The sequence below is a fragment of the Cellvibrio sp. KY-GH-1 genome (assembly GCF_008806975.1).
GTDB lineage: Bacteria > Pseudomonadota > Gammaproteobacteria > Pseudomonadales > Cellvibrionaceae > Cellvibrio.
This window is the reverse complement of record NZ_CP031728.1, coordinates 3,379,163-3,394,376: the sequence shown is the minus strand read 5'-3', so window position 1 is coordinate 3,394,376 and position 15,214 is coordinate 3,379,163. Positions and strand designations below refer to the sequence as shown.

The 15,214-nt window shown below is 51.5% G+C and carries 11 protein-coding genes; 7 read left to right on the top strand and 4 right to left on the bottom strand.

Annotated elements, in window-relative coordinates; all coding sequences use genetic code 11:
• Positions 1-24 precede the first annotated feature (24 nt).
• From glnE to hldE, 7 genes are all read left to right on the top strand, one after another.
• Positions 25-2,991, top strand: a complete 2,967-nt coding sequence (gene glnE, locus D0C16_RS14425; RefSeq protein ID WP_151033000.1) for a bifunctional [glutamate--ammonia ligase]-adenylyl-L-tyrosine phosphorylase/[glutamate--ammonia-ligase] adenylyltransferase — start codon at positions 25-27, stop codon at positions 2,989-2,991.
• Between the two features lie 38 nt (positions 2,992-3,029).
• Positions 3,030-3,959, top strand: a complete 930-nt coding sequence (locus D0C16_RS14420; protein ID WP_151032999.1) for a branched-chain amino acid transaminase — start codon at positions 3,030-3,032, stop codon at positions 3,957-3,959.
• 67 nt (positions 3,960-4,026) lie between these two features.
• Positions 4,027-5,109 (top strand): lipopolysaccharide heptosyltransferase II, encoded by a 1,083-nt coding sequence (gene waaF / locus D0C16_RS14415; protein WP_151032998.1) that lies wholly within the window; start codon positions 4,027-4,029, stop codon positions 5,107-5,109.
• A 5-nt stretch (positions 5,110-5,114) separates the two neighbouring features.
• A complete protein-coding gene (gene rfaP / locus D0C16_RS14410) occupies positions 5,115-7,070 on the top strand; it encodes a lipopolysaccharide core heptose(I) kinase RfaP (RefSeq protein WP_151032997.1) in 1,956 nt (651 codons plus the stop codon).
• 22 nt (positions 7,071-7,092) lie between these two features.
• Positions 7,093-8,271 (top strand): O-antigen ligase family protein, encoded by a 1,179-nt coding sequence (locus tag D0C16_RS14405; RefSeq protein WP_151032996.1) that lies wholly within the window; start codon positions 7,093-7,095, stop codon positions 8,269-8,271.
• Between the two features lie 3 nt (positions 8,272-8,274).
• Positions 8,275-10,068, top strand: a complete 1,794-nt coding sequence (msbA, locus tag D0C16_RS14400) for a lipid A export permease/ATP-binding protein MsbA (RefSeq protein ID WP_151032995.1) — start codon at positions 8,275-8,277, stop codon at positions 10,066-10,068.
• 63 nt (positions 10,069-10,131) lie between these two features.
• Positions 10,132-11,556 carry a bifunctional D-glycero-beta-D-manno-heptose-7-phosphate kinase/D-glycero-beta-D-manno-heptose 1-phosphate adenylyltransferase HldE gene (gene hldE / locus D0C16_RS14395; protein ID WP_151032994.1) on the top strand — a complete coding sequence of 475 codons (1,425 nt, stop codon included), beginning with the start codon at positions 10,132-10,134 and terminating at the stop codon, positions 11,554-11,556.
• Between the two features lie 65 nt (positions 11,557-11,621).
• Here the strand turns inward: hldE and D0C16_RS14390 are convergent, their stop codons facing one another.
• From D0C16_RS14390 to htpX, 4 genes are all read right to left on the bottom strand, one after another.
• The gene (locus tag D0C16_RS14390; RefSeq protein WP_151032993.1) at positions 11,622-12,776 is read right to left on the bottom strand and encodes an iron-containing alcohol dehydrogenase; all 1,155 of its coding nucleotides are present in this window, start codon (positions 12,774-12,776) and stop codon (positions 11,622-11,624) included.
• Positions 12,777-12,858: 82 nt separating this feature from the next.
• On the bottom strand, positions 12,859-13,200 hold the full coding sequence (locus D0C16_RS14385) for a Rieske 2Fe-2S domain-containing protein (protein WP_151032992.1): 342 nt from the start codon (positions 13,198-13,200) through the stop codon (positions 12,859-12,861).
• Entirely contained in the window at positions 13,197-14,243 is a 1,047-nt protein-coding gene (locus tag D0C16_RS14380) for a S1C family serine protease (RefSeq protein ID WP_151032991.1), read from the bottom strand. The genes D0C16_RS14385 and D0C16_RS14380 overlap by 4 nt, the downstream gene beginning before the upstream one ends.
• A gap of 18 nt (positions 14,244-14,261) precedes the next feature.
• A complete protein-coding gene (gene htpX / locus D0C16_RS14375) occupies positions 14,262-15,137 on the bottom strand; it encodes a protease HtpX (protein ID WP_151032990.1) in 876 nt (291 codons plus the stop codon).
• Between the last annotated feature and the right edge of the window lie 77 nt (positions 15,138-15,214).

Sequence of the window (15,214 nt, the reverse complement as noted above, 5' to 3'; positions counted from 1 at the left end):
ATAACCCTTACACGAGTTGCCTTTATGCTGAATTTCACCGGCGTGCCCGTCGAACTGCAGCCCGCTGCCCAGCGTTTTTGGGAGCAATTTTCCACTGCTATCCAGAGTCAGAATTTGTCTGACCCGCAAACGCTGTTACCCGAGTCTATCCTCGCCGAGGAGTTTTTTCGTCAACTGACGCGCGCCTTTGTGGCGAGTGAATTTATCGCCAAGACCTCGGCCCGGACACCGGCGTTGTTATTGGAGTTAATTGAATCCGGCGCGCTCTTCCGTGCACAGAACGATGAAGATCTGGCGGCGTTTGCGGTAAACATCAATGCTGGAATTAACGAAGCGGATGTCGATGCGCGACTGCGCCGCGCGCGCAACAAGGCGATGATCCGGGTGATCTGGCGCGATCTGAATCGCCTCGCCAGCATGAGCGAAGTGACTGCTGAGTTATCGCGCTTTGCGGACACATCGATTCAACTCGCGGCGGAATATCACTATCGTGCGCTGGAAAAAATTTACGGAACGCCGATCGGTCGCGAGTCTGGTAAGACCCAGCCATTTATGGTGTTGGGCATGGGGAAATTGGGTGCCGGTGAGTTGAATATTTCCTCCGATATCGACCTGATTTTTACCTTTCCCGAGGGCGGTGAAACCAATCACGCCAGCCGTGCCATTAGCAATCAGGAGTTTTTCGTCAAACTCGGCCAGCGCTTGATCAAGAGTTTGGATACCATCACTGCTGAGGGCTTTGTGTTCCGTGTGGATATGCGTTTGCGTCCCCACGGCGAAAGTGGCTCGCTTGCCATGAGCTTTGTGGGGATGGAGGATTACTACCAAACCCAGGGGCGCGAGTGGGAGCGCTATGCCATGATCAAGGCCCGCACGGTGGCCATGGCGGGTGGCGAGCAGCAGGAACAGGCGCGCAAGACCCTGCGCAAAATGCTGCAGCCGTTTACTTATCGTCAATATATCGATTTCAGCGCGATTGAATCTTTGCGCGAGATGAAGGGGTTGATTGCGCGGCAGGTGCAGCGCAAGGGTATGAATCTGGATGTGAAACTCGGCGAGGGCGGGATTCGTGAAGTTGAATTCGTGGTGCAGGTTTTCCAGTTAATTCGCGGGGGGCGCGATGCGCTTTTGCGTAAACGCAAAGTGCCGGTGTTGTTGCCCATTCTCGAGCAAGAAAATTACCTGCCGCCTGGTGCTGGCAGTGCCTTGCTGGAGGCCTATATTTTCCTGCGCAATACCGAGCATGCCATTCAGGGGTTTCAGGATAAGCAGACCCAGGCTTTGCCGATTGATCCGCTCGGCCAGCAGCGATTGGCCTGGGCGATGGGGTTTGAAAGTTGGGATGGGTTTTTCACCGTGTTGAGCAATTATCGCCAACGGGTAAATGCCGAGTTTAAAGCGGTAATTGCCGCGCCGGATGAAGAGGAGTCCATCGATCAAAAAGCCCTCACCTTTTGCCTCAGCTTATGGGAAGGCAGTTTGCACGGTGAGGATGCCATACATGCACTCGAGGCGCGCGATGTGGAGGCGGCGCCCGGGTTGGTAAAAAACCTGGCTGATTTGCGCGCTAGCCGTGCGGTTCTCTCTATGCAGGCGAGTGGTCGCACCCGGCTGGATGTATTTATTCCGCGCTTGTTGCATGGTTTATTTACCCAGGCGGGCGCTGGTAAGTTACCACTAACTATTGCGGAAACCTTTGGCCGCATTGTCCCGTTCATTGAAGCGGTAGCGCGGCGCACAGCATACCTGGTGCTTCTGGTGGAAAACCCCACCGCCTTGCAACAATTAATTCGCCTGTGCGCCGCCAGCCCCTGGATCGCCGACCAGCTCACCCAGTTTCCGGCATTGCTCGACGAATTGCTGACCCCTGAAAGTCTCTACGCTCCGCCGGATAAGGCGCTGTTGCGCGATGAATTGCGCCGCGATGTGCTGCGGCTGACGTGGGATGATCTGGAAGGGCATATGGAAGCCTTGCGCTATTTCCGGCTCGCCCACGGTTTGCGCGTGGCGGCAAGTGAGGTCACCGGCGCTTTGCCGTTAATGAAGGTAAGCGACTACCTCACGTTTATCGCCGAGGTAGTACTGGAGCATGTATTGCAGCTCTCCTGGGAGTATATGGTGGAACGCCACGGGCGCCCGCGTCGTGCGGATGGTTCGGTAGATACGGTCGCCGATTTTGTGATTGTTGGCTACGGCAAGCTGGGTGGAATCGAGCTGAGCCATGGTTCGGATCTGGATTTGGTGTTTATCCACAACAGCGATGCGAGCTTTTCTACTGATGGCGAACGCAGTATTGATAACCTCACGTTTTACACCCGTTTGGGTCAGCGGATTATCCATGTGCTCAATACCTATACGCCCACCGGAAAGCTCTACGAAGTAGATATGCGTCTGCGACCCTCGGGTAATTCAGGCATGTTGGTGTCTTCGCTGGCAGCCTTTGAAAAGTATCAAGCGAATGAGGCCTGGACTTGGGAGCATCAGGCGCTGGTGCGCGCCCGGGTAGTGGCGGGTAGTGCCGCGCTAGGTGCGCAGTTCGAGGCGGTGCGACAGCGAATTCTGAGCCGCGCGCGGGATCTGGAACAATTGCGTAAGGATGTGGCTGATATGCGCCGCAAAATGCGCGAACAGCTGGGCAGTGAAGCCAAGGCAAAAAGCAAAAACACCGCGCTATTTAATTTGAAACAGGATGCCGGTGGTATCGTGGATATTGAATTTATGGTTCAATACGCGGCTTTAGCTTGGGCGTCTAAATCGCCCGATATTATCCGGTACACGGACAACATTCGCATACTCGGATCACTGGAAGAGGCTGGCTTACTGGATGCCGACTCCGTGGCCCACCTGATCGCCGCTTACAAAGCATACCGATCCACCGGTCACCGCCTTGCGCTACAGCGACAGGAGGCAGTGCTGGAAGGTGACAATCACTTTACTGAAGAACGTGCGCAGGTCACGGCGATTTGGGATCGCGTGATCGGTCACCCCTGATTACACAGACTTTTTTGATAAAGAATTTGGAGTTAGCTATGTCTTTTGCCGATCGCGACGGCGTTATATGGCTCGATGGTGAACTCATTCCATGGCGCGATGCCAAGGTTCACGTTTTAACTCATACTCTGCATTACGGTATGGGCGTTTTTGAAGGCGTTCGTGCATACAAAAGCGATTCGTTGGGCACCAGCATTTTCCGTTTGCAAGAACACACTGATCGTTTATTCCGCTCTGCCCACATCATGCGTATGAAAATGCCCTACGCTAAAGATGTGGTGAACGAAGCGCACAAAATGGTGGTGCGTGAAAATGGTTTGGCAGAAGCCTACCTGCGCCCAATGGCGTTCTACGGTTCCGAAGGTATGGGCCTGCGTGCCGATAACCTGAAAGTGCATGTGATGGTTGCCGCCTGGCACTGGCCGTCTTATATGTCACCGGAAGCGCGCGATCTGGGTATCCGTATCCGCACTTCCAGTTACACTCGCCACCATGTGAATATTTCCATGTGTAAAGCGAAAGCCAATGGTCACTACATTAACTCGCTGCTGGCGCTGCAAGAAGCCCTGGATAGCGGTTGCGAAGAAGCACTGTTGCTGGATAACGAAGGCTATGTGGCAGAAGGTAGCGGTGAAAACTTCTTCCTGGTGCGCGATGGCATCATCTACACCCCAGAGCTGACTTCTTGTCTGGACGGCATTACGCGTAACACCATTTTCCACTTAGCTGCAGACTGCGGTTATACCATCAAAGAAAAGCGTATTACCCGCGATGAAGTGTATGTTGCTGACGAAGCATTCTTTACTGGTACCGCTGCTGAAGTGTTGCCGATTCGCGAACTCGATGGTCGTCAAATTGGCGAAGGTCGTCGCGGTCCAATCACTACGCGTTTGCAAGATTTGTATTTCAAATCAGTGCGCGGCGAATTGCCCGAGCACACCAACTGGTTGGCGCCGGTTGCAAAATAATCGCCACTTTAACGGAGCCAAATGGCTCCGTTATTATTTTTGCCTTTCGTAACTTTTGATTGCCGCTATGATCGACATTCAATTCCCGCCCGAGCTGAAACAAATCCAAAAAATTTTGGTGATCGGCCCTGCGTGGATTGGCGATATGATGATGGCACATAGCCTGTTTCAATTGTTGAAGCAGCGCAACCCCACTGTGCAAATCGATGTATTAGCGTCGAGTTGGACAAGGCAATTGTTAATTCGTATGCCCGAAGTGCATCAAGCGATTGATATGCCAATTGGCCATGGCAGTCTGGCGTTTGCCGACCGGCGCGCGCTAGGAAAAGAATTAGCGTCGCATCACTATGATCAGGCGATTTTATTGCCTAACTCTTTTAAGTCCGCGTTTATTCCTTTCTTTGCCAATATTCCGGTGCGCACTGGCTGGCGCGGCGAGATGCGCTATGGTTTGGTTAATGATATGCGTGTGCTGGATAAGCCTCGTTTTCCATTGATGGTGCAGCGTTATACGGCGTTGGCGTTGCCAAAAAACAGTGAGCCGTTAACGCAATTTTCGTATCCGCATTTAGTTGTAGATAAAAGTCTGCGACCACAATTGTTAACAAAATTTGCATTGCAGTTGAATCGACCGCTATTAATAATTTGCCCAGGCGCAGAATATGGCCCCGCAAAACGTTGGCCTGAGCACTATTTTGCGGAAGTCGTCGATGAAAAAATTCGCGCTGGTTGGCAGGTGTGGTTGATGGGTTCAGCAAAAGATCGTGAAGTCACTGAAGCAATTCGTCAATTGTTATTGGAAGAAGAGCGCGAGTATTGTTTTAATCTCGCCGGTAGTACCAACCTCGGCGAAGCCATTGATCTCATGGATTGCGCGGATGCTGTGTTGAGCAATGACTCCGGGTTAATGCATATCGCCGCAGCATTGCAAAAACCGCTAGCGGTTATTTATGGCTCTACGTCGCCGGAGCATACACCGCCGCTGGCTGAGCGCGTGACAATTATTAGCAAGCCGATTGATTGCGCACCTTGCTTTGAACGTGAATGCCCCAAGGTGCATCACAAGTGCTTGCGTGATTTAATGCCGCCGCAGGTACTGAATGCGCTGGATGCATTAATTCCCCTGCCGCTTACGCCCATCGCTGAATAACGCGCATGAAGCTTGCCTTTGTTATCTTTCGTTATTTTCCATTCGGTGGCTTGCAGCGCGATATGCTGGCGTTGGCCCATTATTTTCAGCAACAAGGTCATTCTATAACGGTATTTTGCAAGCACTGGCAGGGCGAAAAAAAGGCCGGCATCGATGTGGTCGAGATTCAAGCGCGCGGATTTTTGGATGTTGCGGGCGTAAAGTGTTTTGTCGATCAATTCCAATTGCAATTCCCTCGTGCCGAGTTTGATGCGCTTATTGGCTTTAATAAAATGCCAGGCTTGGATATCTATTTTGCCGGCGATACCTGTTTTGCTGACAAAGCCTATTGTGAGCGCAATTGGCTGTATCGCCTGGCGCCGCGTGCGCGCTTGTACTTGCAGTATGAGGCGGATGTTTTTGGTGAGAAAAGTGCAACAAAAATTCTTTCTCTTGTTGAACAGGAACGAAAAAAATTTGCGCGCTTTTATACCACTCCTCCAGAGCGCTTTTGTCCGTTGCCGCCGGGCATAGAATACGAGCACATAGCCTGTGCTGACTCTCAGGCCGCTTATAGCAAGCTGCGGCGCGACTTGAATTTGCGCGAGACTACGCGAATTGTTTTATGTTTGGGGTCCGGCTTCCATACCAAGGGCGTGGATATCAGTATTGCGGCCTTTGCCGAGCTACAACAATACTGTGTAGATAGCGTGTTGCTTGTTGTTGGCAATGACAAGCCCGGCAAATATTCTAAGCAGGCTGGTGCACTGGGTATTGCACACAAGGTTTTTTTCCTGGGTGCGCGCAGCCCGGTTGGTGAATTGTTGCATGGTGTGGATATATTGCTACACCCAGCGCGCAAAGAGCTGGCGGGCAATGTGTTGCTGGAAGCAATACTTTGTGGTTGCCCGGTCATTGCGAGCGATCTTTGCGGTTACGCGCACTACATCGTTGAGCATCAGATGGGTGAAGTGATCGCATTGGGCGCAGCACCTGCCGACATTGCGGCACAACTGCAAAAACTATTGGCGGTTGATAACGCGCGTTGGCAAGCACAGGCAGCGACGCTAAATCGGCATGGTGAATTTTATTCGCGCGCACCGGCGGCGTTGGCTGCGGTTGAAACTGTTGTGCAGCAAAAAACGTCACTCTTTAAAAGTCTTGAATGGCGCAATACCGCGAATGATACGACGGTTATTTTGCGCGATGAGCTGGTGGAATCCTGGAAAGACGAGCCCGTATTCGATCTGATGTTGCACTTGACCGGCAAAGTCGCGCGAGAAATGCCAGACCGCCAAACACTGCGATTTGAACACAATGGGCAGGTTTACTACCGCAAATGGCATCGCGGTGTAGGTTGGGCGGAAATAGTCAAAAATTTACTCCGCTTGCGTTTGCCGGTATTGGGTGCGCGCAATGAGTGGGCTGCCCTGAATAAAATGCGTGCGCTGTCTATTCCGGGTTTAATTCCAGTGGCATTTGGTGAGCGGGGCAAAAACCCGGCAACGCGACAATCGTTTGTAGTTACGCGCGAATTAAATAATGTCATTCAATTGGATCATTTGTTTGAACAGCGCGAGCTGCCGCCGACAATTAAGCGCGTTTTGATTAACAAGGTGGCAATGATAGCGCGCGAGCTACATGCCGCTGGCATTAATCATCGCGATTTTTATTTATGCCATTTTATGTTGCGCGAGTCGTCGTTAGCGACAGGCGTGCCAGATGTAACTCTGGTGGATTTGCATCGTGCGCAACTGCGTGCACAAGTGCCTGAACGGTGGCGCGTTAAAGATATTGGCGGATTATTGTTTTCCAGTTTGAATCTCGGTTTTAGTCGGCGCGATTACTTGCGTTTTTTACGGGTTTACTTTGCCTCAGACCTGCGCAGTATTTTGCGCGAGCATTTATCGCTGCTGCAAAAAATACGGCTGCGTGCACGCACTACCTACAAACGCGATTTTGGCCATTGGCCGAGCATTTAAATACAGAGATCAGTGTGATTTTATGTTATTGAATTCCGCACAACGTGAACAAAAAATGTTGGCCTGGGCCTATGGTGGTTTGTGGGTTTTTGTGAGCGCTTTTTTGTGGGCGCCTTCGCGCGATGGATTAGAAGGAATCTATGCGCTTGCGTTTTTTATTCCTCTGTTAATGGTACTGCCTTGGCGTCGGCCAGAGCTTGCAGTCTACGGTGGTTGGTTTACCGCTGCAGCCTTAGCCTATGCAAGTTGGGCTCTCGTATCCGGTCTATGGGGTGGTGATTTAGGGTATCTGGTTGTGCAGTGGTTGGTGTTGGTAGTCTGGCTGGCTGGCACTGCGTGGGTGCTGCAAAAAAAATCCATCGACTGGGATCAAATTTTGCGCTGGTTAGTAGTTATTGGTGCGCTATCTGCCTTGTTGAATATTGCCGTGTTTTATTGGAACCATCCACTGGCGGCGCGCATGGAAGGTGTCACTGTCGCGCGTGCACCTACGCTGGTTGGGCAAGTGTATGGGGTTGTGGTATTGCTGGGGATTTTATTGTCCTGGCGTACCGACTGCTTTAAATGCGCATTAGGTCTGTCGCTCGCCTGTATTCCTGCGTTAGCTGCGCTAGGCTTATCCCAAAGTCGCGGGCCATTGCTGTCACTCGTATTGGCGCTGCTGATTGGATTGTGTTGGTTGCGTCCAGGTTGGAAAATCCTGCTGGTGCAACTCAGTGCTTCCCTGGTGGGGCTGTTGTCGCTCTTTGTGATTTTTCCGCTGGATCAATTGTTGTTGGAGCGTGGAGCTTCATTTCGCGATCAAATCTGGCTGGACGTGATCCGCCAAATGATTGCGGACCCCGGTCTGTTTTTGTGGGGCATTGGCATGAGTGAGGTCACCGATATTCAAACCAGCATTGGTGAATATCATCATGCTCACAACGCCTGGTTGGATATCGTTTATCGCACGGGAATGATCGGCCTGAGTTTGGCTGTGGTTCATCTAGTGCTGTTACTCTGGGCCGCTCGTCGTCACCTGCCCTTAGCGCCACTTACGCTCTGGTTGCTTTATGGTTGCGGTTGTCTGTTAGTCGATTCGCGTACCCTGTTTTGGGAAATTGATGTGAAATGGCTGCTTTATTGGGTTCCTGCCGGGCTTCTTGCTGCGGCTTTAATGCCTCGCAAAAGTGTACCCGTGCGTGCGCCACTGAATGGATAAACTATGAGTTCTGTAGCAAAAAAAAATAGCGCTGTAGGGGATGCTTCCGCCTGGACGGTTTACAAGCGCTTATTGGGATATGTAAAACCTTATGTAGGCTTTTTTGTACTGAGCATGCTCGGGTTTGGCTTATTGGCAGCGTCCAGCGTGATGTTTGTAAAAATTCTGGAGAATCTGGTCAACGTTATTGCGGCAAATGATCCGACGGATCGCTATTGGGTTCCTCTGCAAGTTATAGGTGCGACTTTGTTGCGTAGCCTGGGGGCGTTTGTCGGCATCTATTTAATGTCGCGTATCGCGTTCAACGTTGTACATCGTCTGCGCGTCGATGTTTTTAATCATATGACGCAATTACCTAATGCGACCTTTGATGAAAAAAATTCTGGCAATTTAATTTCGATTATTACTTATAACATCAACGGTGTTACTGCCGCGGCAACTGATGCGATAAAGATTTCATTGCGCGAAGGTTTGACGGTTATAGCGCTCTTTGGATACCTGCTTTATACCGATTGGCGACTCACACTGGTTTTTATTTTAATTGCGCCGCTAATCGGTGTAATTGTGACTACTGTGGGTAAACGATTGCGTCGGTTGAGCAACCGGGTGCAAAACACAGTGGGCGATTTAACGCAGGTCACTGGCGAAATGATCAATGGTTTTAAAGTGATGCGCAGTTTTGGCGGTGAAGAGTATGAGAAGCAACGCTTTGAATCTGTGAGCAAAAAAAACTTGCAACAGAATATGAAAATTGTCGTGACGTCTGCAGCTAATACACCTCTGATTCAACTGATTATTGCCTGTGCGATTGGCCTGCTGATTTTTGTTGCCTTAACTTTTATGGAGTTGAAAGATCCTGCCAGTTTTATCGCCTACATGACGTCGGTTGCCGGAATCCTTCCTGCCATGCGCAAACTGGGTGAAGTGGCTCCTACTATTTTGAAAGGCGTGGCTGCGGCAGACAGTGTTTTTACCATGTTGGATTCAGCTACTGAAACCGATACGGGGACTTATCAAGTGCCGCGTGTAAAGGGTGATGTGAGGTTTGCCGATGCAACCTTTATTTATCCCAATCAATCTAGCCCGGCATTAAATAAGATAAATTTGCAAGTAAAGTCCGGCGAAGTCATTGCGTTGGTTGGCAAGTCGGGCAGTGGAAAATCTACACTGGTGAGTTTGTTGAATCGTTTTCACGATGCCAGCGCCGGTGAAATTTGTATCGATAATGTTCCCGTTCAAGCCTATCAATTGCGCAATTTACGCGAACAAATTGCCTTGGTTAATCAACAGGTAACTTTGTTTAATGATACGGTTGCTGGCAATATCGCATACGGCAGCCTGCAAATAAAATCGATGGATGAAATTCGCAAAGCCGCCGATGCTGCCTATGCGACAGAATTTATCGAGCAATTGCCCGAGGGTTTTAATACACTAATCGGGGAATCGGGTGCGCGCCTATCTGGCGGTCAGCGGCAGCGCTTGGCGATTGCACGGGCAATCCTGAAAGATGCGCCAATATTAATTCTGGATGAGGCAACTTCTGCGCTGGATAACGAGTCTGAGCGCTATATCCAGGCGGCCATGGAGCAAGTAATGAAAGGTCGCACTACCTTCGTTGTCGCCCATCGACTATCTACGATTGAGAACGCTGATCGGATATTGGTGATGGAGCAGGGGGAAATAGTGGAACAGGGAACTCATATGCAGCTTTTGTCTGCAAAAGGGGTTTATGCTCGGCTACATGCTAAGCAGTTCCACAATGATGCTGATGATTTACCTGAAGTGCCGGCGCACTAGCCGGCGTGGAGCAAGGACCCGCGCAGGGTGCCCGTCTAACGGATGTTAAACAGAGTAGAGACTATGCATCTAACTATGCCTAACTTTGAAAGTGCCCATATCCTGGTGGTGGGGGATGTCATGCTGGATCGCTATTGGCACGGCATGAGTTCACGTATCTCGCCCGAGGCGCCGGTTCCGGTAGTTAAGGTCAGCCAGACGGAAGATCGCCCCGGCGGCGCCGGTAACGTGGCGCTGAACATGGCGGCCTTGGGTTCAAGTGTGTCGCTAATCGGCATTGTCGGTAACGATGAGGCGGGCCAGATTTTGCAACATCGTCTGCGGGCAGCCAAAATCGATATAGATTTTCTGGTTTCTACCACCAAACCCACGATCACAAAGCTGCGTGTGATTAGCCGTCATCAGCAATTGCTACGCATGGATTTTGAAGACAAGTTCGATCTCTCGGACAGTGCCGATTTTATCGGTAAGGTTAGAGCTGCAATTCGTAATTGTGATGTACTGGTGTTGTCCGATTATGCCAAGGGCAGTCTGCAGGATTGCCAAACCCTCATTCGCATTGCGCGTGACGCAGGCGTCCCGGTATTGGTTGACCCCAAGGGGCATGATTTTGTTCGCTATCGTGGCGCAAACATATTGACGCCGAATTTCCATGAATTTGAAACCGTGGTTGGCAAATGTACCAGTGAGCAGGACCTGGTACAGAAAGGCAAAGCCCTTATGCAGGATCTGGGTTTGCAAGCCTTGCTGATTACCCGCGGGGAGCAGGGTATGACGCTGTTACGCCCCAGCCAGCCGGAGCTGCATCTACCAGCGCGCGGGCGTGAAGTATTTGATGTGACTGGTGCCGGTGATACGGTGATTGCAACCCTCGCGGCTGCCATAGCCGCAGGGCATTCGATGCCGGAAGCGACAGCACTGGCAAACCTGGCGGCGGGTATCGTGGTTGGCAAACTGGGTACCGCCGCGGTAAGTGCCCCTGAATTGCGCCGCGCCATTATCGCGGAACAAGGTGCGCAACGCGGAGTGGTTTCAGAAGAGCAATTGCTCATGGCGATTGAAGATGCGCGTGCCAGCGGCGAGCGGTTGGTATTTACCAACGGCTGTTTCGATATTATCCACGCGGGTCATGTGGGTTATTTGGAAGAGGCGCGTAAACAGGGTGATCGTCTGATAGTCGCCGTTAATTCTGATGCTTCAATTCGTCGCCTTAAAGGCAGCGGCCGGCCAATTAATCCTTTGGATCGACGTATGGCAGTATTGGCGGGTTTGGAGGCGGTGGATTGGGTTGTATCGTTTGATGAGGATACCCCGGAGCGATTGCTTCGGCGGGTAAAACCAGATGTGCTGGTAAAAGGCGGCGACTACAGTGAAGACCAGGTAGTGGGGGGTAATATCGTAAAGCCCTATGGCGGTAAGGTAAAAGTGCTTAGCTTTTACGACAACTGTTCAACCACCTCGATTGTGAACAAAATTCGCAAACAGTAAACACCGCATAATGACCTAAAAAATGCCGCCCAATGGGTGGCATTTTTTTTGGAACAAAGAAATGATCAGGCGGCGAGCTCAAGGATCTCGCGCGACGCCTCGGGCGTAATCACGCCGTGTTCGCCCAGTGCGAGCAATTCGTGCTTCACCAACATATCAACCAGCTTGGGAATAGAGTCCCGTCCAACACCGTAACCACTCAGGGTAGTTGGGGTTCCCATCTGCTCGAAGAAGCCGCGTGTTGCCGCGATGGCTGCATCGATAAGTTCATCGTCATTGGTCTGGTTCAGCCCCCACACACGACGACCATACTGAAGCAACTTGCCGCGCTTTTTGTCGCGTTGGTGCTGCATCACAGCGGGCAGGACTACTGCCAGGGTTTGGGCATGATCCAGACCATGCATAGCGGTAATTTCGTGTCCGATCATATGCGTCGCCCAGTCTTGCGGCACTCCGACGCCAATAAGCCCATTAAGGGCCATGGTTGCTGCCCACATAACATTGGCACGCACGGCGTAATTGTTGGGTTCTTTAAGTGAGCGCGGTCCTTCTTCGATCAATGTCATCAGCAGGCCTTCAGCAAAACGATCCTGAACTTTGGCGTCCACCGGATAAGTGAGGTATTGCTCCATAATGTGGACGAATGCGTCTACAGCTCCATTGGCGATTTGGCGAGGTGGCAGGCTGTAGGTGGTGGTCGGGTCGAGGATCGCAAACTGTGGGTACACTAATGGGCTGCCAAACGCTAGCTTCTCTTGGGTCGCCGCTTTGGTGATGACTGAATTGCCGTTGCTCTCGGTTCCGGTAGCTGGAAGCGTCAGTACACAACCGATAGGGAGTGCAGAAAAAAATGGCTGGCTCTTCGCCATGATATCCCAAGGCTCACCGTCAAAATTTATCGCTGCGGCGATTAACTTGGTGCCATCGATCACACTTCCTCCACCAACGGGTAAAAGGAAGTCGATATTTTCTTTTTTAACGAATTCCACCGCTTTCATCAGCGTTTCATAGTGGGGGTTGGGTTCAATTCCCCCAAATTCAAACCAGGTTTTTCCTTCCAGTGCTTTGACTACTTGGTCATAAACACCGTTTTTCTTAATTGAGCCGCCGCCGTAGGTTACGAGTATGCGCGCATCCTTGGGGACAAGGTTTGCCAGCTCTTTAATTTGCCCCTCGCCAAAAACGATTTTGGTGGGATTGGAGAAAGTGAAATTTTGCATGAGGTAGCTCTCCGAGTGTTGTGTACTAGTGGGCGTGAATCTGGCGGCCTCGAATCATTAATTCAAGGGCGCTTGCGTAAATTTACGCAGACTTAATCCAAATACGGTTATCAATGATTAGATGGGGGATGGCCTGCAGGCTTCGCCCTAGGCACGGGCCCGCAACGCAGAGCCCGGATTGAATCACAAATTGTGCGCCGTGATTGGCGCATTGGATCATGGTGCCGCTGTTGTCCAGAAACTGGTGTTCTACCCATTCCAGCGGAATTCCCAAATGGGGGCAGGCGTTGTTGAAGACGAAGATCAGTCCGCGTTTTTTGACAACAAAAACATTCAGCTTGCCCAGTGTAAAACCGCGGCTCGAACCTTCATCCAAATCCTCGAGATCACAAAGGGCGAGCAGGCTGCCATCGGTTGCTGTCATTGCGGTGCAATCAATCGCACTTTGCGCGTGAGCAGCTTGCTATCGCGCATCACGCTCACGTTTACCTTGTCGCCTGGTTTGTAATGCTCCAGGGCACTTAAGAGCTGATCATCGTTGGCGACCGGGTAGTCCTCAATGGCGACTATGACATCGCCCAGACTGATTTGCCCCCAGTTATTGCGTTTCGCACCTTGCAAGCCAGCCTCCGCGGCTGGAGAGTTGGGTTCTACACGTAAAATAGGTACACCTTGAATGCCAACCTGTTGCGCCCATTGATCAGGCGCTACCGCAATTCCAAGCACTGGGCGCACTATGCGTCCATGAGTAATTAACTCTGGAACAACTTCTTTCACCGTATTGACGGGAATCGCAAAGCCAATTCCGGCGCTGGCGCCGCTGGGGCTGTAGATCATTGTGTTGACCCCTATGAGGCGCCCTTCAGAATTAAGCAACGGGCCGCCCGAATTGCCGGGGTTAATTGCCGCATCCGTCTGAATGACATTGGTGATTTTGCGCTGATTGGGGGATTCAATTTCGCGCCCCAACGCGCTCACCACTCCGGTGGTAAGGGTGGCGTCCAAGCCAAATGGATTACCGATCGCCAATACTTTACGCCCGACACGCAAATTACCTGAATCCCCCAAAGGCAAGGCTTTAAGTTTGGCTTTTTGCCCGTCGATTTTCAGTACGGCAATATCGCGTTCGGGCGCTAATCCCACCACCTCTGCAGGCCAATTGGACTGATCTTGCAAAGTAATAGTGATTTTGCGAGCACCTTCGACCACGTGGTAGTTGGTCACAATGTAACCTTTTTCGTCCCATACAAAACCGGTACCTGAGCCGCGTGGTACGGTCACGAGATCAAAAGAGTAGGGATCGCGAGCGAGTTGTTGGTTAGTGACGAACACTACGCTGGGGCGTGAGGATTCAAACACCTCCATGCTGTTTTGTTCGTCATCGGTAGAAAACGCCTGAACGGTTGCCGCACTCAAGGTGCTGGCGCCGGTCAGGAAGCTGAGTAAAAACCAGCGCCAGAGCTTCATAGTGTCAGTCTCCAGCGATTAAGCAGCGTTGCGCAGCGCTTGAATACGCGCTTCCAAGGGAGGATGGCTCGCAAACAGATTGCTCATGCCACCACTAATACCAAAGGCGCGCATGCTGCTCGGTAATGGGCTTTCCACTCCGGCACTTGTCTCGGCTTGCAGGCGTTGCAGGGCGCGGATCATTGCGCCGCGATCGGCCAGAGTCGCGCCAGCCTCATCGGCGCGATATTCGCGGTAGCGCGAGAAAGCCGCCACAATCATAGAGGCCAGAATGCCCAGAACAATCTCGGCGATAAAGGTAGTGACCATAAAGGCGATGCCGCGACCATCTTCATTTTTCAGCAGGACCCGGTCAACCAGATCGCCAATGATGCGGGCGAAGAACATGACAAAGGTATTTACCACACCTTGGATCAGACTCAAGGTGATCATATCGCCGTTGGCTACGTGCCCAATCTCGTGCGCTAGTACCGCCTTTACTTCATCGCGCTCAAAGCGTTGTAAGAGCCCGAGGCTTACGGCGACCAGGGCATCATTGCGATTCCAGCCCGTAGCAAATGCGTTAGATTCTTGAGCCGCAAACACGCCAATTTCCGGCGTTTTAATTCCGGCTTTCTCAGATAACTCAACCACGGTGTCGACCAGCCATTTTTCGTCGGCGTTGCGCGGCTGTTCTATCAGCTGCACACCCATGGTTTTCTTGGCCATCCACTTGGATAAAAACAGGGAAATAAAGGAGCCGACAAATCCGAACACGGCGCAGAAAATCAGCAGGTTTTGCAGGTCAAGTCCGCCTGCAGTGCGATAACTGCCAACCCCGAGTAAGCTTAAAACTACACCAGCCACCAGCATTACCGCGAGGTTAGTGAGTAAAAACAAGCCTATGCGTAACACGATATTATCTCCCATGAGTTAGGTAAGGTTTACCGTCTGAATGACGGTCACGTGGGAATATATGTGTACAGGTACTC

Coding starts and splice junctions, on each gene's coding strand:
- glnE (WP_151033000.1), top strand. CDS start 25: ATGCTGAATTTCACCGGCGTGCCCGTCGAACTGCAGCCCGCTGCCCAG.
- D0C16_RS14420 (WP_151032999.1), top strand. CDS start 3,030: ATGTCTTTTGCCGATCGCGACGGCGTTATATGGCTCGATGGTGAACTC.
- waaF (WP_151032998.1), top strand. CDS start 4,027: ATGATCGACATTCAATTCCCGCCCGAGCTGAAACAAATCCAAAAAATT.
- rfaP (WP_151032997.1), top strand. CDS start 5,115: ATGAAGCTTGCCTTTGTTATCTTTCGTTATTTTCCATTCGGTGGCTTG.
- D0C16_RS14405 (WP_151032996.1), top strand. CDS start 7,093: ATGTTATTGAATTCCGCACAACGTGAACAAAAAATGTTGGCCTGGGCC.
- msbA (WP_151032995.1), top strand. CDS start 8,275: ATGAGTTCTGTAGCAAAAAAAAATAGCGCTGTAGGGGATGCTTCCGCC.
- hldE (WP_151032994.1), top strand. CDS start 10,132: ATGCATCTAACTATGCCTAACTTTGAAAGTGCCCATATCCTGGTGGTG.
- D0C16_RS14390 (WP_151032993.1), bottom strand. CDS start 12,776: ATGCAAAATTTCACTTTCTCCAATCCCACCAAAATCGTTTTTGGCGAG.
- D0C16_RS14385 (WP_151032992.1), bottom strand. CDS start 13,200: ATGACAGCAACCGATGGCAGCCTGCTCGCCCTTTGTGATCTCGAGGAT.
- D0C16_RS14380 (WP_151032991.1), bottom strand. CDS start 14,243: ATGAAGCTCTGGCGCTGGTTTTTACTCAGCTTCCTGACCGGCGCCAGC.